Source organism: Ewingella sp. S1.OA.A_B6 (assembly GCF_049889095.1).
Taxonomy (GTDB): Bacteria; Pseudomonadota; Gammaproteobacteria; order Enterobacterales; family Enterobacteriaceae; genus Ewingella.
The window spans coordinates 83,780-102,624 of sequence record NZ_JBLJFK010000009.1 but is presented as its reverse complement, the minus strand read 5'-3'; the positions used below and the strand labels follow the sequence as shown (position 1 = coordinate 102,624).

At 53.1% G+C, this 18,845-nt stretch carries 13 protein-coding genes; 8 read left to right on the top strand and 5 right to left on the bottom strand.

Going from position 1 to position 18,845, the window contains the following annotated elements:
* Positions 1-85 precede the first annotated feature (85 nt).
* Entirely contained in the window at positions 86-805 is a 720-nt protein-coding gene (locus ACMV8I_RS16120) for a GNAT family N-acetyltransferase (RefSeq protein ID WP_498866222.1), read from the top strand.
* A 115-nt stretch (positions 806-920) separates the two neighbouring features.
* Here ACMV8I_RS16120 and ACMV8I_RS16115 read toward each other — a convergent pair whose 3' ends face one another.
* Positions 921-1,436 carry a gluconokinase gene (locus ACMV8I_RS16115; RefSeq protein ID WP_498866221.1) on the bottom strand — a complete coding sequence of 172 codons (516 nt, stop codon included), beginning with the start codon at positions 1,434-1,436 and terminating at the stop codon, positions 921-923.
* A gap of 245 nt (positions 1,437-1,681) precedes the next feature.
* On the opposite strand from ACMV8I_RS16115, the gene gntT reads away from it, so the two are divergent.
* Positions 1,682-2,998 (top strand): gluconate transporter, encoded by a 1,317-nt coding sequence (gntT, locus tag ACMV8I_RS16110; protein ID WP_498866220.1) that lies wholly within the window; start codon positions 1,682-1,684, stop codon positions 2,996-2,998.
* Between the two features lie 78 nt (positions 2,999-3,076).
* On the opposite strand, the gene ACMV8I_RS16105 is transcribed toward gntT, so the two are convergent.
* Positions 3,077-3,670: a YhgN family NAAT transporter gene (locus ACMV8I_RS16105; protein ID WP_497233374.1), complete on the bottom strand. Its 594-nt coding sequence runs from the start codon at positions 3,668-3,670 to the stop codon at positions 3,077-3,079.
* Positions 3,671-3,875: 205 nt separating this feature from the next.
* On the opposite strand from ACMV8I_RS16105, the gene asd reads away from it, so the two are divergent.
* The 6 genes from asd (at position 3,876) to glgP (ending at position 14,959) form a co-directional block, all read left to right on the top strand.
* Positions 3,876-4,979 (top strand): aspartate-semialdehyde dehydrogenase, encoded by a 1,104-nt coding sequence (gene asd / locus ACMV8I_RS16100; protein WP_498866219.1) that lies wholly within the window; start codon positions 3,876-3,878, stop codon positions 4,977-4,979.
* A gap of 413 nt (positions 4,980-5,392) precedes the next feature.
* The gene (glgB, locus tag ACMV8I_RS16095; protein ID WP_498866218.1) at positions 5,393-7,579 is read left to right on the top strand and encodes a 1,4-alpha-glucan branching protein GlgB; all 2,187 of its coding nucleotides are present in this window, start codon (positions 5,393-5,395) and stop codon (positions 7,577-7,579) included.
* On the top strand, positions 7,576-9,582 hold the full coding sequence (glgX, locus tag ACMV8I_RS16090) for a glycogen debranching protein GlgX (RefSeq protein WP_498866217.1): 2,007 nt from the start codon (positions 7,576-7,578) through the stop codon (positions 9,580-9,582). Before glgB ends, glgX begins: the two co-directional genes overlap by 4 nt.
* Positions 9,583-9,633: 51 nt before the next feature.
* Entirely contained in the window at positions 9,634-10,911 is a 1,278-nt protein-coding gene (gene glgC, locus ACMV8I_RS16085; RefSeq protein WP_498866216.1) for a glucose-1-phosphate adenylyltransferase, read from the top strand.
* A 123-nt stretch (positions 10,912-11,034) separates the two neighbouring features.
* Positions 11,035-12,471, top strand: coding sequence for a glycogen synthase GlgA (gene glgA, locus ACMV8I_RS16080; RefSeq protein WP_498866215.1), 1,437 nt, complete (start codon positions 11,035-11,037; stop codon positions 12,469-12,471).
* A gap of 40 nt (positions 12,472-12,511) precedes the next feature.
* Positions 12,512-14,959: a glycogen phosphorylase gene (gene glgP / locus ACMV8I_RS16075; protein ID WP_498866214.1), complete on the top strand. Its 2,448-nt coding sequence runs from the start codon at positions 12,512-12,514 to the stop codon at positions 14,957-14,959.
* 264 nt (positions 14,960-15,223) lie between these two features.
* Here the strand turns inward: glgP and glpD are convergent, their stop codons facing one another.
* The 3 genes from glpD to glpG form a co-directional block, all read right to left on the bottom strand.
* Positions 15,224-16,735: a glycerol-3-phosphate dehydrogenase gene (glpD, locus tag ACMV8I_RS16070; RefSeq protein WP_498866213.1), complete on the bottom strand. Its 1,512-nt coding sequence runs from the start codon at positions 16,733-16,735 to the stop codon at positions 15,224-15,226.
* A 277-nt stretch (positions 16,736-17,012) separates the two neighbouring features.
* The gene (locus ACMV8I_RS16065) at positions 17,013-17,771 is read right to left on the bottom strand and encodes a DeoR/GlpR family transcriptional regulator (protein WP_498866212.1); all 759 of its coding nucleotides are present in this window, start codon (positions 17,769-17,771) and stop codon (positions 17,013-17,015) included.
* Positions 17,772-17,780: 9 nt separating this feature from the next.
* Entirely contained in the window at positions 17,781-18,617 is an 837-nt protein-coding gene (gene glpG, locus ACMV8I_RS16060) for a rhomboid family intramembrane serine protease GlpG (RefSeq protein ID WP_498866211.1), read from the bottom strand.
* Between the last annotated feature and the right edge of the window lie 228 nt (positions 18,618-18,845).

Below are 18,845 nucleotides of genomic sequence, written 5' to 3'. Positions count from 1 at the left end.
ATGTTAGAGAGTACACATAAGGACTAATATCGTTCGTAAATTCTATAACTAACTGTTTTTAAACACGATAGATTAGGTGTGACTTATGACGACAGAATTAAACCTTTACGGGCAGGCTCTGGGAAAGGAATTACCTGATTGGCAATCACGGGGTGTATTCAAAAAAATCCCCCTCAAAGGCAAGTATTGTGTTCTTGAACCTATTGATATTAAACATAGTCGGGATTTATTTGACGCATGGCATAGTATCGATGACGAACGTGACTGGACCTATTTTCACATCAAAAGGCCTATTACTATCAGGCAATCCGATCATTATATCGCTTCGCTGGCTACCAGCGTGGATCCACTTTTCTATGCAGTTATCAACCATTCCACGGGTAAAGCTGTTGGTTCTGTCGCATTGCAACGTATTGATCCCGAAAACGGGACCATAGAGATTGGTTGGATTAACTGGACCCCGTTAATGAAACGTACCTTATGTAGCACGGAGGCAATCTTTCTTCTGCTGTCATATATTTTCGATACTTTGCAATACAGACGATGTGCGTGGAAATGTGACAGCTTGCATGAATCAGCGATTAGCTCTGCAGAGAGGCTGGGTTTTCAATACGAAGGCACATTCAGACAAATGCAGGTGTCTAAAGGGCGTAATCGTGATGTTCGCTGGTATTCAATTACCGATAGTGAGTGGCCATTAATTCGTAGAGCCATGCATCTTTGGATGAGTCCGGCTAATTTGGACGAACAAGGTAAACAAATACAAAAGTTAGCCGAACTGATGCCTGCGAAATCAGTAAAATAATTGCACTGGGATAGTCGTCATTGATCCTCTTTCACCACCGCGCTGAAGATGGCATCTTCAGCGATAGTGCTCATCTGCCGATGATTATCCGGCCCCAGTTGTTGGCTTGTAAAGACTACTGATTATGCTTATTCAACGCAGCCACACACCGATCCACTACACCTTCAAACTTGTGATCGATATTCACACGCAGTACGTCGGGTTCATCTTCGCCGGGCTCTTCCAGCGCATCGAACTGGCTCTTTAGCAGCTCAGTCGGCATGAAGTGGCCGACGCGGGCTTTCATGCGCTCGGAAATTACGTCAATGCTGCCTTTCAGATAGATGAATACCACCCCCTGATTATCATCACGCAGCGCATCGCGATAGCGGCGTTTCAGCGCTGAACAGACGATCACTCCGCTTTCATTTTTATGGTACAGGCTGTAAGCGGCGTCATTCAGACGTTTAAGCCATGGCGCGCGATCATCATCATTCAACGGCTGTCCGCTGGCCATTTTCTGGATATTCGTACGGGGATGGAGGTCATCGCCATCAATAAATTTTGCGTTAATCTCCCGGGCTAATGCCGCGCCGACGGTGGACTTACCGCTGCCTGAAACACCCATCAGAATGATGCTTTGTCCTGCCATAAGTTGATCTCTATCCCAAAATGAAAATTTTGACTGCGAAGTGAGTCCTAATATTAGCATGTTACCGGTATCATGATACCGGTAACAAATGGAGATGTGACTAATATCACAAAGGAGTGCACTGCTGATTTAGCGGTCGCGGCCTGAACTCGTTGCACGGTTAACTCCTACAACTTATTGAAAATCAAAAATAATGCACCCGTGTTTGAACACCGACACGGGATAAAGCATAAAGGGGAAAAGATATGCCATTAGTCATTGTAGCCGTAGGTGTCGCGCTGCTCCTGTTGCTTATGATCCGATTCAAACTGAACGGGTTCATTGCCCTGATCCTGGTCGCGCTGGCGGTCGGTATCATGCAAGGCATGCCGGTGGATAAAGTGATCACCTCGATTAAAAACGGGGTTGGCGGCACGCTGGGCAGTCTGGCGTTGATCATGGGCTTCGGTGCCATGCTGGGTAAAATGCTGGCTGATTGCGGTGGTGCGCAACGTATCGCGACTACGCTTATCAAGAAGTTCGGCAAAGAGCACATTCAATGGGCCGTTGTTCTGACGGGTTTTATCGTCGGTTTTGCGCTGTTCTATGAAGTCGGCTTCGTGCTGATGCTGCCCCTGGTTTTCACCATTGCTGCTGCGGCGCGTCTGCCGTTGTTGTACGTCGGCGTGCCCATGGCGGCTGCGTTATCGGTAACCCACGGTTTCTTGCCACCGCACCCTGGCCCAACGGCGATTGCCACGATTTTCCATGCGGATATGGGTAAAACCCTGTTGTATGGTTCGCTGCTGGCTGTGCCGACGGTTATCCTTGCCGGTCCCGTCTTTGCCAGCTTCCTGAAAGGCATTGATAAGCCGGTTCCTGAAGGCCTGTTCAACCCGAAAACTTTTACCGAAGAAGAAATGCCAAGTTTTGGCGTCAGCGTGGCAACGTCTCTGGTACCGGTTATCCTGATGGCGTTCCGTGCAGTTTGCGAGATGATCCTGCCAAAAGGCCACGTGGTCCTGCCTTATGCTGAGTTCTTCGGTGACCCGGTCATGGCAACGCTGATTGCTGTGCTGATCGCTATCTTCACCTTCGGTCTGAACCGTGGCCGTACCATGACAGAAGTGATGGATACCGTGACGGACTCGATCAAAATCATCGCGATGATGCTGCTTATCATTGGTGGTGGCGGTGCCTTCAAACAGGTGCTGGTGGACAGCGGTATCGAACCTTACATCGCTAATATCATGAACGGCAGCAACCTGTCGCCAATCCTGCTGGCGTGGTCCATTGCGGCGGTTCTGCGTATTGCGCTGGGTTCTGCCACGGTTGCGGCTATTACAGCGGGCGGGATTGTCGCTCCGCTGATTGCCTCAAGCGGTGCCAGTCCTGAGCTGATGGTGATCGCCGTCGGGTCTGGTAGCGTGATTTTCTCCCACGTTAATGACCCGGGTTTCTGGCTGTTCAAGGAGTACTTCAACCTGACTATTGTTGAAACCTTCAAATCCTGGTCAATCCTGGAAACCATCATTTCCCTGTGCGGTCTCGGCGGCTGTCTGCTGTTGTCGATGGTGGTGTAACGCAAGTTGTCTGAATCGAAGCCAACAAAAACGGCGGACCTTTGGGGCCGCCGTTTTTGTTGGTGCAAACCCTGACAACTAAATCTTCAGATATGCCCGGATGCCGTCCAGGAACATCTGCGTCGAGAGCATAACCAGAATCAGGCCCATCAGACGTTCCAGCGCGCTGACGCCTTTGTCGCCGAGCAGGCGCAGGAATAGGTTCGACAGCAGCAGGATACCCATCGACAGACCCCAGGCGATAAATAGTGCGAGGGTTAAATGGCTGAGTTGGTTGGGGTATTGATGTGATAACAACATCAGCGTGGCCAGAATCGACGGGCCAGCCACCAGCGGGATCGCCATCGGGACCAGGAAGGGTTCTTCACCGGCTGAAAGGCCCGTGCTGCTTTTCTCCTCTGACGGGAAAATCATTTTGATGGCGATCAGGAACAGGATAATACCGCCTGAAATCGACACCGTTTCGGTGCGTAGATTGAGGAATGAGAGGATCTTCTCACCCGCAAACAGGAAAATTAGCATCAGGAGCAGCGCGATCAGCATCTCGCGGATCAGCACTACGCGGCGTCGTTTCGGATCCAAATGTTTTAACACCGACATAAAGATCGGCAGATTGCCGAGTGGATCCATAATCAAAAACAGCAAGATGGTTGCTGAAATCATTTCAGTCATGACTACCTCAAAGACGGAGTTCGGCTTGCTTAAAAGCGCCTGTTATAAGCCGGGCTGCTAAAAAAGCCCGTACTATCGATTAAATTCACTTGCCACTTCTACACCATTTTGTAAGGTGGTAGACCAGCGCGTTGACAGGGTCGTCAACGCTAAAAATCACAAACACACTTTACGCAGCTATCACCTTCAGGGCAGGACAGTAATTATGAAAAACGTAGGTTTCGTTGGTTGGCGCGGAATGGTCGGTTCTGTACTCATGCAACGCATGATTGAAGAACGCGATTTTGACGCCATCCGCCCGGTATTTTTCTCCACCTCGCAACACGGTCAGGCGGCACCGGCATTTACCGGACAGCATGGCACATTGCAGGACGCTTATGACCTCGACGCACTGAGTGCGCTGGACATTATCATCACCTGTCAGGGCGGCGATTATACCAATGAAATCTACCCAAAGCTGCGTCAAATCGGTTGGACAGGTTACTGGATCGACGCAGCATCCTCTCTGAGAATGCATGATGACGCGATCATTGTTCTGGATCCGGTCAACAGCGCAGTGATTCATCAGGGTATCGACAAAGGCATCAAAACCTTTGCCGGCGGTAACTGTACCGTTAGTCTCATGCTGATGTCGCTGGGTGGTTTGTTTGCCAATGACTTGATCGAGTGGGCTTCAGTGGCCACCTACCAGGCCGCCTCCGGCGGCGGTGCGCGTCATATGCGCGAGCTGCTGACCCAAATGGGTATGCTGCACAACAGTGTGGCAAAAGAGTTGCAGGATCCGGCTTCGGCTATTCTTGAAATTGAACGTAAAGTCACCGCGATGACCCGCAGTGGCACGCTGCCGACCGACAACTTTGGCGTTCCGCTGGCCGGTGGTCTTATCCCGTGGATTGACAAGCAACTCGATAACGGCCAGACCAAAGAAGAGTGGAAAGGTCAGGCTGAAACGAACAAAATTTTGGGCACTTCCAGCGTGATCCCGGTTGATGGCCTGTGCGTGCGCATCGGTGCGCTGCGCTGCCACAGCCAGGCGTTTACCCTGAAGTTGAAAAAAGACGTGTCGATTCCTGAAATCGAACAGATGCTGGCGACCCACAACGACTGGGTGCGCGTCATCCCGAATGACCGTGAGCTGTCGATGCGTGAACTGACTCCGGCCGCCGTCACCGGCACCATGAACACGCCAGTTGGCCGTCTGCGTAAACTGAATATGGGTCCACAATATCTTTCTGCGTTTACCGTCGGTGACCAGCTGTTGTGGGGGGCGGCAGAGCCACTTCGTCGTATGCTGCGCATCCTGCTGTAGAGGTTGTCGTTGTAAGCCGAAAACGGCCTTTTCAGGTGGTTACTATTTGAGCGGGACACCAGCACGGTGTCCCGTTTTTGCTTCATCCATCAATCACTTCACCCGGTTTGAATCTCTTCGCCAGCGCTTTTGGCTGAATTTGATTTTATAAAAAAATCCTCGCTTTTTGGCCTCGTTTTTTTTGACCTTTGTCTATGCTTATTAGAGGGTCAAAGCGTTTTTGAGAAGCACAAACCCGCACTTATTTAGAAACTGTGAGCGTGAGCGCTGACAGGCATGTTTAAGCAAAAAAAAATGGCACTCTCGTCACAAGATGAGCACCACTTCAGGTTCAGACTGAACAGAGAGTTACCATTGACCATCTGAATGATTTTATTGGACTTATTGATTTAATTAATCATAGGACGAAATGCATGTCAGTACATCCCGATCAGCACGTTATTAACCAACTTATTTCCGGCCATTATGCTGATCCGTTTTCGCTATTGGGAATGCATTCTGTGCCTGCGGGTATCGAGGTGCGTGCACTCTTACCGGATGCCGATCAGGTCTGGGTGATTGATGCCGATAAAGACACAAAAGTGACTGAATTGCGACGCCATGACGATCGCGGCTTCTTTATCGGGATAATACCCCGGCGAAAAAATCCCTTCCGCTACCGCCTTGAAGTTCGTTGGGGCGAAAATACCCAGCTGATTGATGATCCCTACCGCTTCGGGACGCTTCTGCAAGAGCTGGATATCTGGTTGCTGGCCGAAGGTACCCATTTGCGGCCTTACGAGAAACTCGGCGCTCATCTGCAGGTGCTGGACAACGTTGAAGGGGTGAGTTTTGCTCTCTGGGCGCCGAATGCGACGCGTATTTCTGTGGTCGGCGAATTCAACTTTTGGGATGGCCGACGCCACCCGATGCGTCAGCGTCGAGAAAATGGCATCTGGGAGCTATTTATCCCGGCAGTGCTCGAAGGCCAACTCTACAAATATGAAGTGATCGACTGTGATGGCAATGTCTCGTTGCGCGCAGACCCCTATGCGTTTGAAGCGCAAATGCGCCCGGAAACGGCCTCGCTGGTGAGCCACCTGCCAGAGAAAGTTCCCTTTTCCGCAGAGCGTAAAAAAGCCAACGCGCTGAACCAGCCTGTATCGGTTTATGAAGTACATCTGGGCTCCTGGCGCCGCCATACTGATGACAATTTCTGGTTAAGCTACGGTGAATTGGCTGAGCAACTGGTTTCCTATGCCAAATGGATGGGCTTCACCCACATCGAACTGATGCCAATCAACGAACATCCGTTTGACGGCAGCTGGGGTTACCAGCCACTCGGCATGTACGCGCCGACGCGGCGTTATGGGACGCCGCAGGAGTTCAAGGCTTTCGTTGACGCCGCCCACGATGCGGGTCTGAATGTGATACTCGATTGGGTGCCAGGCCATTTCCCGAGCGACGCCCACGGCCTGGCGCAGTTCGATGGCACCGCGCTCTATGAGTACGCCGACCCTCGTGAAGGCTACCATCAGGACTGGAACACGTTGATTTACAACTATGGCCGCCACGAAGTGCGTAACTATCTGGCTGGCAATGGTTTCTATTGGATTGAACGCTACGGTATTGACGGCCTGCGGGTCGACGCCGTGGCTTCGATGATTTACCGCGATTACAGCCGCAAGGCAGGCGAGTGGATCCCCAACTATTACGGTGGCCGTGAAAACCTGGAAGCCATCTCTTTTCTACGCTACACCAATCAAACCATTGGCCGTGAACTCGACGGCGCCGTGACGCTGGCCGAAGAGTCCACTGACTATCCGGGCGTCACGATGCCGCCGGATGCAAACGGGCTGGGGTTCCATTACAAATGGAATTTGGGCTGGATGCATGACTCACTCAATTACATGCAACTTGATCCTGTTCATCGCAAATATCACCACAATCTCATGACCTTCGGCGTGCTTTACGCCTACAGCGAGAACTTCATGCTGCCGCTTTCCCACGATGAAGTGGTGCACGGTAAAGGCTCACTGCTCGACAGAATGCCTGGCGACGTCTGGCAGAAATTTGCCAACCTGCGTGCCTATTACGGTTTTATGTGGGCGCATCCGGGCAAAAAGCTGCTGTTTATGGGGTGTGAATTTGCGCAAGGCCGCGAATGGGATTTCAACAACAGCCTCGACTGGCACCTGCTGGATGACCAGAACGGCTGGCACAGTGGCGTTCAGCATCTGGTTCGGGATCTCAATCATGTTTACCGCCAGCAAACGCCGCTTTACGAATTGGATTTTAACCCGCGTGGCTTTGAATGGCTGGTGGTCGATGATCACGAAAATTCGGTGTTTGCCTTCGCACGCCGTGACGACAACGGCGACGAAATCATCGTGGTCAGCAACTTCACGCCGGTGCCACGTTACGACTATCGCATTGGCGTAGCGCGCCCAGGGCGTTACCACGAAATCCTCAATACGGATTCGCACTTCTATCGCGGTGGCAATATCGGCAACAGTGGCGACGTTTACAGCCAGCCAACTGGCCATCACCAGCGTGAGCACTCCATCAGCCTGACCATTCCACCCCTGGCGACCGTGTATCTGCGGCGGGAGGAGCGATGAAAAAACTCGAACCTGGCCAACCAGCACCCTATGGCGCGCAATTACAGGCAGACGGCGTCAACTTTTGTCTGTTTTCAGCCCATGCAGAAAAAATCGAACTGTGTCTGTTTGATGCATCCGGCAGCGAGCAGCGTCTGACGCTTCCGGGCCGCACCGGTAATTTTTGGCACGGTTTTCTGCCCGGAGCTAAAGCGGGTCAGCACTATGGTTATCGGGTCTACGGGCCTTTTGAGCCGAAAAACGGGCTGCGTTTTAACCCTAAAAAATTGCTAATCGATCCCAGTGCTCGCGCGCTGGAGGGCCAACTACGCGACAACGCCAGGCTTAGTGGTGGCATTGAGGCGCCTGACGAAAAAGACAGCGCGGTGGCCGCGCCGAAGTCGGTGGTGGTCGATGACACGTTTGATTGGGGCGATGATGCGCCACCCGCCACGCCGTGGGGTGAGACGATCATCTATGAAGCCCATGTACGCGGGCTGACGCGTCAACATCCGCACATTCCAGCGGCGCTGCGCGGTACTTATGCCGGGCTGGCGCATCCGGTCATGCTGGAACACTTGCAGCATTTGGGTGTCACGGCAATCGAGTTACTGCCGGTGCAACATCACGCTGACGAACCGCGCCTGCAACGCCTTGGATTGAGCAATTACTGGGGCTATAACGTGCTGGCGCCTTGCGCGGTTGAGCCAAGCTATGCCAGTAGCCAGAAAGGGGTTTCAGCGCTTAATGAGTTTAAAGCGGCGGTGAAAGGGCTACATCAGGCTGGGATTGAAGTGATTCTCGATGTGGTGTTCAACCACAGCGCTGAGCTGGATGTCGACGGGCCTTTCATCTCGTTTCGCGGCCTGGATAATCCCAGCTGGTACTGGCTGCGCGAAGACGGCAGCGACGACAACGTCACTGGTTGCGGCAATGCGCTGCGGTTGGTGGACGATGAAACGGTTGCCTGGACGCTCGACTGCCTGCGTTACTGGGTGCGTGAATGTCACGTTGACGGCTTCCGTTTTGATCTTGCTACCATACTCGGCAGAACGCCGACGTTCAATCCAGATTCACCACTTTTCGCTGCTATTCGGGCTGACAGCCTTTTGTCGGGCGTCAAGCTGATTGCTGAACCCTGGGACATTGGTCAGGGTGGTTATCAGCTCAGCAACTTCCCGCCGCCGTTCGCTGAGTGGAGCGATGTGTGGCGCGATGATATGCGTAAATTCTGGTTGCACGGCGATGTGCCGCTCGGGCAGTTTGCCAGGCGCTTTGCCGCCTCAGCCGATCTCTTCGACCACCATGATCGCGGCCCTCACGCCAGCATCAATATGCTTACCGCGCACGACGGTTTTACCCTGCGTGATGTGGTCAGTTTCAACGACAAACACAATCAGGCCAACGGTGAAGAGAACCACGACGGGCACAATGAAAACTACAGTCAAAACCATGGTGAAGAGGGACTGAATGCCTCTGAATCGGTGCTGCGTCAGCGACGTCTCAGCCAGCGTGCGCTGCTGGCGACGTTATTATTGTCCCAGGGAACGCCGATGTTATTGGCCGGTGACGAACATGGCAACAGCCAACAGGGCAACAATAATGCCTACTGTCAGGATAATGCTCTGACCTGGCTCGACTGGAAAAATGCTGACGATAGCCTGACGGCTTATGTGGCTGCCCTGGTGGCGTTGCGTAAAAACATCCCTGCACTGACGCAGGATAAGTGGTGGCGCAGCCAAGGGAATGACGTCGAGTGGTTAGATGCTCAGGGTCAACCGATGGAGGCCGCAGCCTGGGAGCACGGGCCGCAGCAGTGGCTGCAAATCCGCCTGTCAGGCAGCTGGTTACTGGTGCTGAATGCCTCGCTCGGTGATGTCGATATGCAATTACCTGAGGGACGCTGGCAGCCTGTTGCCCCGTTTAATTCGGTTCTGTTTGGAGAGGAACCTCAGTGTGCCAGGGACGGTTCTACCTGGCGTGCCGCAGCAAAAACCCTCTGCGTGCTCCATTGCCATGAATAACAAAACAGCACGCAGGCAGGAAAATCAGCACAGTTATGCAAGGAGTCAGCCATGAGCACAACAGAGAACAGAGATCCGGTAATGCTGGCAAGGCAGTTACCCCTGAAGTCCGTCGCGCTGATCCTGGCCGGGGGGCGGGGCTCACGTCTTAAGGATTTAACCGCTACCCGCGCCAAGCCTGCGGTTCATTTTGGAGGGAAGTTCCGCATCATCGATTTCGCGCTGTCGAATTGTCTCAATTCAGGCATTCGTCGCATCGGCGTTATTACTCAATATCAGTCACATACGTTGGTTCAACATATTCAGCGTGGCTGGTCATTTTTTAATGAAGAGATGAATGAGTTTGTGGATTTACTGCCCGCTCAGCAGCGCCACAGTACCGAGCATTGGTACAAAGGTACCGCCGATGCCGTTTATCAGAATTTGGATATCATCCGTCGCTATGAGGCTGAGTACGTGGTGATCCTCGCCGGGGATCACATCTACAAGATGGATTACTCGCGCATGCTGGTGGATCACGTGCAAAAGGGCGGTGAATGCACCGTCGCTTGTCTGGCCGTGCCGCTGGCGGAAGCCAGTGAATTTGGCGTCATGGATGTCGGGGAAAATTATCAAATCAACGGCTTCCTGGAGAAACCGCAGAACCCGCCTTGCATTCCCGGACAGCCAGATATGGCGCTGGCGAGTATGGGGGTCTACATTTTTAATGCTGATTACCTGTTCCGCCTGCTTGAAGAGGATATGTCCAAGGAGGGGTCCAGCCACGATTTCGGCAAGGATCTTTTGCCGAAAATTACCGCAGAGGGCGTAGCCTGGGCGCATCCTTTCAGCATGTCTTGCGTGACGCAAAACACTGAGTTACCGCCGTATTGGCGTGATGTCGGGACGCTCGATGCGTACTGGAAGGCCAATCTGGATCTGGCATCTGTGACGCCTGAACTGGATATGTACGATCGTTCGTGGCCGATCCGCACCCACATGGAACCGCTGCCTCCGGCCAAGTTTGTGCAGGATCGCTCCGGTAGCCACGGCATGACCATGAACTCTTTGGTTGCCGGTGGCTGCATCGTTTCGGGTTCGGTGGTGGTAAACGCCGTGCTATTCCCTCGCGTGAGGGTGAACTCATTTTGCAATATTGATTCGACCATACTGCTGCCGGACGTCAACGTTGGCCGTTCATGTCGCTTACGTAACTGTGTTATCGACCGTGCCTGTCATATTCCCGAAGGCATGGTGATTGGCGAAAACGCAGATGAAGACAGTAGACGTTTTTATCGCTCAGAGGGCGGCGTTGTTTTAGTCACCCGCACCATGCTGGCGAAATTGTAAAAACGTATTAGTTCCAGAGATCCGGGATGGTGCAACAGGGAGTTTGTTGACGTCTGCCCCGATAATGTTTGCTCATCTCCCCGGTAATAACCCCGTGGTGGTGATGATAATTCAGGAGCGCGAATGCAGGTTTTACATGTTTGTTCAGAGCTGTTTCCCCTATTAAAAACCGGGGGACTTGCTGACGTCGCGGGTGCGCTTCCCGCCGCTCAAATAGCGGGGGGGACAGACGTACGCGTGCTGATCCCGGCCTTCCCCGATATTAAACGGGGCATCGGAGAGACGCAGATCGTGGGCCACCTTGATACCTTTGCCGGACATGTGACGCTACGCTACGGCGTGTTTCAGGGCGTGGGTATCTACATCATAGATGTGCCGGGACTGTATGACCGTCCCGGCAGTCCGTATCACGATCAGTCTGCTTACGCTTATCCCGATAATCATTTGCGTTTCGCCCTGCTGAGTTGGATGGCAGCTGAACTGGCCAATGGTTTCGACGGAATGTGGAAACCCGATATTCTTCACTCGCACGATTGGCACGCGGGGCTGACGTCGGCTTATGTGCGCTCGCGGCATATTCCGGTCAAAACCGTGTTCACCGTGCATAACCTGGCATTTCAGGGGTTGTTCGACGGCTACCATTTGCAGCACTTGCAGATCCCGTTCGAGTTTTTCCAGATGCACGGCCTGGAATTCTACGGTCAGATATCGTATCTGAAAGCCGGGTTGTTCTATTCGGACCACATCACCACCGTCAGTCCAACCTATGCCAAAGAGATCACGCGCCCTGAGTTCGGTTATGGCATGGAATCTTTGCTGCTCGAACGTGAGCAGGAAGGCCGACTGTCGGGCATTCTTAACGGCGTGGATGATGCCATCTGGCAGCCGCGTGATGACGTATTGCTGTCGGCTCGCTATGATGCTGATGACCTGCGTTCTAAGATGATCAACAAAGCCTATTTGCAACGTGCAATGGGACTGGACGTCGATGACTCGCGGTTGGTGTTCGCCGTAGTGAGCCGCCTGACCAATCAGAAAGGGCTGGATCTGGTGCTGGAAGCGCTGCCGGACTTGCTTGAGCGTGGCGGCCAGCTGGCGCTGCTCGGTGCAGGTGACGCGGTATTGCAACAAGCGTTTCTGGCCGCTGCCGCAGATAACCCAGGTCAGGTGGGGGTGCAGCTTGGCTATCACGAGTCATTCTCGCACCGCATTATCGGCGGTGCTGACGTCATCATGGTGCCAAGCCGCTTCGAGCCCTGCGGCCTGACACAGCTTTATGGTTTGAAATACGGCACTTTGCCACTGGTGCGCCGCACCGGCGGGCTGGCGGATACGGTGGTGGACTGCGCGCTGGAAAATCTGTCCGACGGTACCGCCAGCGGATTTGTTTTCGAAGAGGCGAACGGCACGTCTTTGGGCAGCGCCATCCGCCGGGCGTTTGTGCTGTGGAGCAGGCCAAAACATTGGCGCCACGTTCAGCATCACGCCATGGGTATCGACTTCGGTTGGCAGGTAGCGGCTCAGGCCTATCTGTCACTTTATCAACGCTTGCTGTCATGAAGATTGAGAAGCGACATTACTTGATTGGGAACTCAACGCTATGACTTCACCGTTTAACTACACTTCGCCGACCGTCAGTGTTGAAGCGCTGAAACACTCGATTGCCTACAAGCTGATGTTTATCGTCGGGAAAGATCCCTCGATTGCTACTCAGCATGACTGGCTAAACGCCACGCTGTTTGCCGTGCGTGACCGTATGGTGGAACGCTGGTTACGCTCCAACCGGGCGCAAACCTCGCAAGATGTGCGGCAGGTTTACTATTTATCCATGGAGTTTCTGATTGGACGCACGCTGTCGAACTCGCTGCTGTCGATGGGCATTTACGATGACATCAAACAGGCACTTGATGAGATGGGCTTTGACCTTGAGGAGCTGATCGGCGAAGAGAACGATCCAGGCCTCGGCAACGGCGGGCTGGGGCGTCTGGCGGCCTGTTTCCTCGACTCGCTGGCTACGCTGGCGCTGCCAGGGCGTGGTTACGGTATCCGTTACGAATACGGCATGTTCTCGCAAAGCATTGTTAACGGTCAGCAGATGGAAGCGCCGGATTACTGGCTGGAATATGGCAACCCGTGGGAGTTCCAGCGGCATAACACCCGCTATAAAGTGCGTTTCGGTGGGCGTCTGCAACACGAAGGAGCCAAAACCCGCTGGCTGGAAACTGAAGAAGTTATCGCCTGTGCCTATGATCAGATCATCCCCGGTTTTGATACTGATGCCACCAACACGCTGCGGTTATGGGGCGCACAGGCCAGTAACGAAATTAACCTCGGCAAATTCAATCAGGGTGACTATTTTGCGGCGGTAGAAGATAAAAACCATTCGGAGAACGTCTCGCGGGTGCTTTATCCGGATGACTCGACTTACTCGGGCCGCGAGCTGCGGCTGCGTCAGGAGTATTTCCTGGTTTCTGCCACCGTGCAGGATATTCTTACCCGCCATTATGTCACCCACCATACCTATGAAAATCTGGCCGATAAGATTGCCATTCACCTCAACGATACCCATCCGGTGCTTTCTATTCCTGAGCTAATGCGGTTACTGATCGACGAGCATAAATTCAGCTGGGATAACGCCTGGGAGACGGTCAGTAAAGTCTTCTCCTACACCAACCATACGTTGATGAGCGAAGCGTTGGAGACCTGGCCGGTGGATATGATCGGCAAGATCTTGCCGCGCCATCTGGAGATCATCTTCCAGATTAACGATCACTTCCTCAAAGAGGTTGAGGTGAAAGTGCCCGGCGACAGTGGCATTTTGTCACGCGTATCGATTATCGATGAAGAGCATGGCCGTAAGGTGCGCATGGCATGGCTGGCGGTGATTGCCAGCCATAAAGTCAATGGCGTGTCGGCACTGCATTCCGAACTCATGGTGCAATCGCTGTTTGCTGATTTTGCCACAGTCTATCCGGACCGTTTCTGCAACAAAACTAACGGCGTGACGCCGCGTCGCTGGCTGGGTCTGGCGAACAAACCGCTGTCGAAGGTGCTGGATGAGGCCATTGGTCATCACTGGCGTACTGACCTGAGCCAACTGGGTGAGTTGAAACAGAATATCGACTACCCGAGTTTCCTCGAGGCGCTGCGCAAGGCAAAGTTTGAGAACAAAAAGCGTCTGGCGATTTATATCGCGCAGAAACTGGATGTGGTAGTGGATCCTAAAAGTCTGTTTGACGTGCAGATCAAGCGAATCCACGAGTACAAACGCCAACTGATGAACGTGCTGCATGTGATCACTCGCTACAACCGCATTATTGAAGACCCAGAAGCTGGCTGGGTGCCGCGTACGGTGATTTTCGCAGGTAAAGCCGCCTCGGCCTATTACGCGGCCAAGCAGATTATTCGCCTGATCAACGATGTTGCTGCCGTTATCAACGAAGATCCGCGCGTACGCGATAAACTCAAAGTGGTGTTTATTCCAAACTATAGCGTCAGTCTGGCACAGATGATCATCCCGGCCGCCGATCTCTCCGAACAGATTTCACTGGCCGGAACTGAAGCTTCGGGCACCAGTAATATGAAGTTCGCTCTTAATGGCGCGCTGACTATTGGTACGCTGGACGGCGCCAACGTCGAAATGCTCGAACACGTTGGTGAGGAAAACATCTTCATTTTTGGCAATACTACGCCGCAAGTGGAGCAGTTACGCCGTGACGGCTATAACCCACGTACTTATTATGAGCAGGATGCTGAGCTACATCAGGTGCTGACTCAGATCGCCACCGGCGTTTTCAGCCCCGGCGAGCCTAAGCGCTACAGTAATATGTTCGACACGCTGGTTAACCTCGGTGACCACTACCAGGTGCTGGCGGATTACCGCAGTTATGTCGATACTCAGGATAAAGTGGACGAACTCTACAAACATCCGGAAGAGTGGACCCGGCGCACTCTGCATAATATCGCCAACATGGGATATTTCTCATCTGACCGTACCATTCAGGAGTACGCTGACGAGATTTGGAATATTAAGCCGATCAAGTTGTAACCGAAACGTAGATATGACAAAGGCATCCGGTTGGATGCCTTTGTTGTTTTATACACGTCATCTTTCAAATTGCAGGTGTGTTGGCTGCTCTCGTTCACCCGAATCACTTACTTGAGTAAGCTCATCGGGATTATGAGTCTCTGAAACAGAGACTCATCCTGCGGACCAGCGCTAGCGCTGTTCAACACCGGTCCTGACCGGTTTGTCTCTTGCTTGCCGTCTTCCTGCACCTTGAAAGCTATAGGGTATAGTGTGGGTGATAAATCAAGACGCCAGCGACAGCGTTTTCTTCTGCTGCTTGTGAGCGGCCAGCCATTCAGTCACGCGCTGTTGCTGAGCTTTGTCCAGCCACATGCCGAGCTTGGTGCGACGCCAGATAGCGTCGTCCAATTCGATAACCCACTCTTTTTCTACCAGATAACGCAGTTCGGCTTCATAGAACCCGTGACCGAAATCTTCGCCCAGCGACTCCAGGCTGGTGGCATCAGCGATAAACAACTCGGTCTGGCTGCCGTACGTGTGGGTATAGCGACGAGCCAGCGCCTCAGGCAGCCATTTGAAGCGGTTGCGCAGATTGGCCGCGTAAGTATCGCGATCACCCCCCAGTTTCCCGCCCGGCAGCACGGCGTTTTTAGTCCAGGCCGGCCCCGCTTTCGGATAGTACTTAGTCAGTTTTTCCAGGGCATGTTCGGCCAGCTTACGGTAGGTCGTCAGTTTGCCGCCAAACACTGACAGCAGCGGGGCCTGACCATTCTGGTCATGAACATCCAGGGTATAATCGCGGGTGACCGCCTGCGGAGAATCAGACTCATCATCACACAGCGGACGCACGCCGGAGTAACTCCAGACGATATCCTCCGTGGTCAGCTGCTTCTTAAAGTGATCGTTATACACCTTCAGCAGATAGCGGGTCTCTTTCTCATCAATCTTCACATCTTTTGGATCGCCGTTATATTCCACGTCGGTGGTGCCTATGATGGAGAATTCATCCAACCATGGGATCACAAACACAATACGGTGGTCTTCGTTTTGCAGAATATAGGACTGCGGCTGATGGTGGGCGCGCGGTACCACAATATGGCTACCTTTGATCAGACGAATGCCGTAAGGGGATTTTAGCTTCAGGCCGTCGTCGAAGAATTGTTTGACCCACGGGCCGGTGGCGTTCACCAGACCTTTGGCGCGCCAGGTGAAGGTTTTGCCAGAATCAATATCTTCGGCTTCTACCATCCACATCCCTTCTTCGCGCCATGCACGCTTCACGCGGGTGCGGGTACGCACTTCGCCGCCGCGCTTTTCCACTTCCTGAGCGTTGAGCACCACTAAACGCGCGTCATCTACCCAGCAGTCGGAATATTCGAAACCTTTGGTCAGCTCAGGTTTCAACACGGAGTCCGGACCAAATTTTAGCCCTTTACTGGAAGGCAGGCTGGTGCGTTTACCCAGATGGTCATACATAAACAGGCCGATGCGGATCATCCAGGCCGGGCGCAGGTGCGGTTGATGTGGCAGACGGAAACGCATTGGGAATGCGATATGTGGTGCCAGGCGCAGCAGGACTTCGCGTTCAGCCAGCGCTTCACTGACCAGGCGGAATTCGTAGTGTTCGAGGTAGCGCAAGCCACCGTGAATCAGTTTTGAACTGGCTGAGGAAGTCGCGCACGCCAAGTCTTGCGCTTCCAGCAGCAGAACGGACAGCCCACGGCCAGCCGCATCCGCAGCGATGCCGGTACCATTAATACCGCCACCGATTACGATCAAGTCTTTGGTTTCCACGTCATCTTCCTCCAGATGTTCGAAATAGCTCTTTAATGTTCGTTTTCGCTCACGATTGTAATCGACAATCGTCAAACAAGCCAAGCGTTAACCAAATAAAAACAATTATGCGTGACGAAGGTAACATTTTTGTGTCGATTTCGAGCAAATCGGCAAGAAGGAAACGAAACCGAACGCGACTACGTGCGGGGTTTTCCAAAATTGTTCGTTTAGGACGGGGCGTTTTGGTGAGGGAAAAGCAGGAGCGTCAGCGCGGCGCTCCAAAAAGGCAGATAAATCAGCAGAGTTCGAGCTGGACGTCATACTTGTCGATGATCTGCTTGACGCTGTCAGGCGGCTGTTTGTCGGTAAACAGATAGTGGATCAGATCCATTTTTCCGAGGTTAACCATTGCGTTACGGCCAAATTTGGAGTGGTCGGTTACCAGCATCACGCAGCGGGAGTTTTCGATAATCGCGCGTTTGGTGCGCGCTTCGTGATAATCGAATTCGAGCAGCGAGCCGTCCATATCAATGCCGCTGATGCCGAGAATACCGTAATCGAGGCGGAACTGAGAGATGAAATCGAGCGTTGCCTCACCCATGATGCCGCCATCGCGGGCGCGGACTTCGCCGCCGGCGAGGAACAGACGAAAATCGTCTTTGGCGCTCAGCAGCGTAGCGACGTTCAGGTTGTTGGTGACGATGCGCAGATCTTTATGATTGAGCAGCGCGTGCGCCACGGCTTCCGGCGTGGTGCCGATGTCGATAAACAGCGTCGACCCGTCGGGGATCTGGCTGGCGACGCGTTCAGCGATACGTGCTTTCGCTTCCGACCACATCACTTTACGGTCATTATATGCCGCATTCACCGAGCTTGATGGCAGCGCTGCGCCGCCGTGGTGACGATGAATTTTGTTCTGTTCGGCCAAATCATTCAGATCACGACGAATAGTTTGCGGGCTGACGGCGAAATGTTCCACCAACTCTTCTGTGCTGACATACCCCTGTTGGCGTACCAGGTCAATGATGGCGTCATGGCGTTGTGTTTGTTTCACCGAAATCCCCTAATTCTGTTTTTTATGTGACGTTCGGGTATCAACAAAGGCCATGAGCAGGCCGAGTACCAAACCGAAAACGTGGGCGGCATTAGCAATGGCAAGCCCCATCACGTTGAAATAACCCAGCACCAGCCAGGCAATCGAAAATACCATGAGTCCGCGAGGCAGAGAAATACCGCGTTCAGGTTTTAACTCGCCGGTCAGCCAGACATAGCCCATTAGCGCATATACCACGCCGGATAAACCGCCGAACCAGATACCGCTGAATAATGACTGTCCCCAGCCGCTGATCAATGCTGACACAATGGTGAGAGTAAACAGTTTGCCGGTGCCGAGACGTTTTTCCACCGGGCCACCCAGATACCACCACCACAATAAGTTAAACAGAATATGCAACAGCGAGAAGTGCAGCAAGGCGGGAGAGAACCAGCGCCAGATTTCGGCGTATTGGCTGCTGTCCATCGGCCAGGCCAGCACGCGCATGATGCTTTCATCACCGTAAATTTGTTGCAGAATATAGACCGCGATACACAGGAACATCATACCCATGGTCAGCGGCCCGGCCTGGCTGCGTATGCGCTGCCAGTAAGAGTAGTGCTGATAACTCAGATTGGCGTCAGTACTGCCAGTTTGCCAACTTGCCGCCTGATAGCGCGGGTGCAGCGGATCTTCCAAAAACAGCACCGCCTGCTGCTCTACTTCAGGCAAGCGGGCCTCATCGTCCAGCCACAGCTGCACTTCCTGACTCTCTTTTATGACCCGTAGTTTTATCCCCTGTGTCGCCATGTAATCGACAAAGGCCAGGGCCAGGCGGGGGTTGTTCAGGCTAAGAATACGTACCATAGCGTTAAGCGGTTTCCCTAATGGATTGATTTGTTGCCGTCATTTTAGGGCAATACCTTATCTGCCAGCGTGTGGGAAGTCGATTATAACGTCAGTCATTAAAAAGGCGGGGAATTTACGAAGGCTATGCAGCCATCTGCGAAGAAAAAATTAACGCGGGTGTGAGAGGGATCGGGATCTGATGAAACCCTGTGAGGTGTTCAGGCAGGAGTGATGGAACGCAGATCG

Excerpts from the sequence above, each read along its gene's own strand:
- ACMV8I_RS16120 (WP_498866222.1), top strand. The coding sequence starts at position 86 with ATGACGACAGAATTAAACCTTTACGGGCAGGCTCTGGGAAAGGAATTA.
- ACMV8I_RS16115 (WP_498866221.1), bottom strand. The coding sequence starts at position 1,436 with ATGGCAGGACAAAGCATCATTCTGATGGGTGTTTCAGGCAGCGGTAAG.
- gntT (WP_498866220.1), top strand. The coding sequence starts at position 1,682 with ATGCCATTAGTCATTGTAGCCGTAGGTGTCGCGCTGCTCCTGTTGCTT.
- ACMV8I_RS16105 (WP_497233374.1), bottom strand. The coding sequence starts at position 3,670 with ATGACTGAAATGATTTCAGCAACCATCTTGCTGTTTTTGATTATGGAT.
- asd (WP_498866219.1), top strand. The coding sequence starts at position 3,876 with ATGAAAAACGTAGGTTTCGTTGGTTGGCGCGGAATGGTCGGTTCTGTA.
- glgB (WP_498866218.1), top strand. The coding sequence starts at position 5,393 with ATGTCAGTACATCCCGATCAGCACGTTATTAACCAACTTATTTCCGGC.
- glgX (WP_498866217.1), top strand. The coding sequence starts at position 7,576 with ATGAAAAAACTCGAACCTGGCCAACCAGCACCCTATGGCGCGCAATTA.
- glgC (WP_498866216.1), top strand. The coding sequence starts at position 9,634 with ATGAGCACAACAGAGAACAGAGATCCGGTAATGCTGGCAAGGCAGTTA.
- glgA (WP_498866215.1), top strand. The coding sequence starts at position 11,035 with ATGCAGGTTTTACATGTTTGTTCAGAGCTGTTTCCCCTATTAAAAACC.
- glgP (WP_498866214.1), top strand. The coding sequence starts at position 12,512 with ATGACTTCACCGTTTAACTACACTTCGCCGACCGTCAGTGTTGAAGCG.
- glpG (WP_498866211.1), bottom strand. The coding sequence starts at position 18,617 with ATGGTACGTATTCTTAGCCTGAACAACCCCCGCCTGGCCCTGGCCTTT.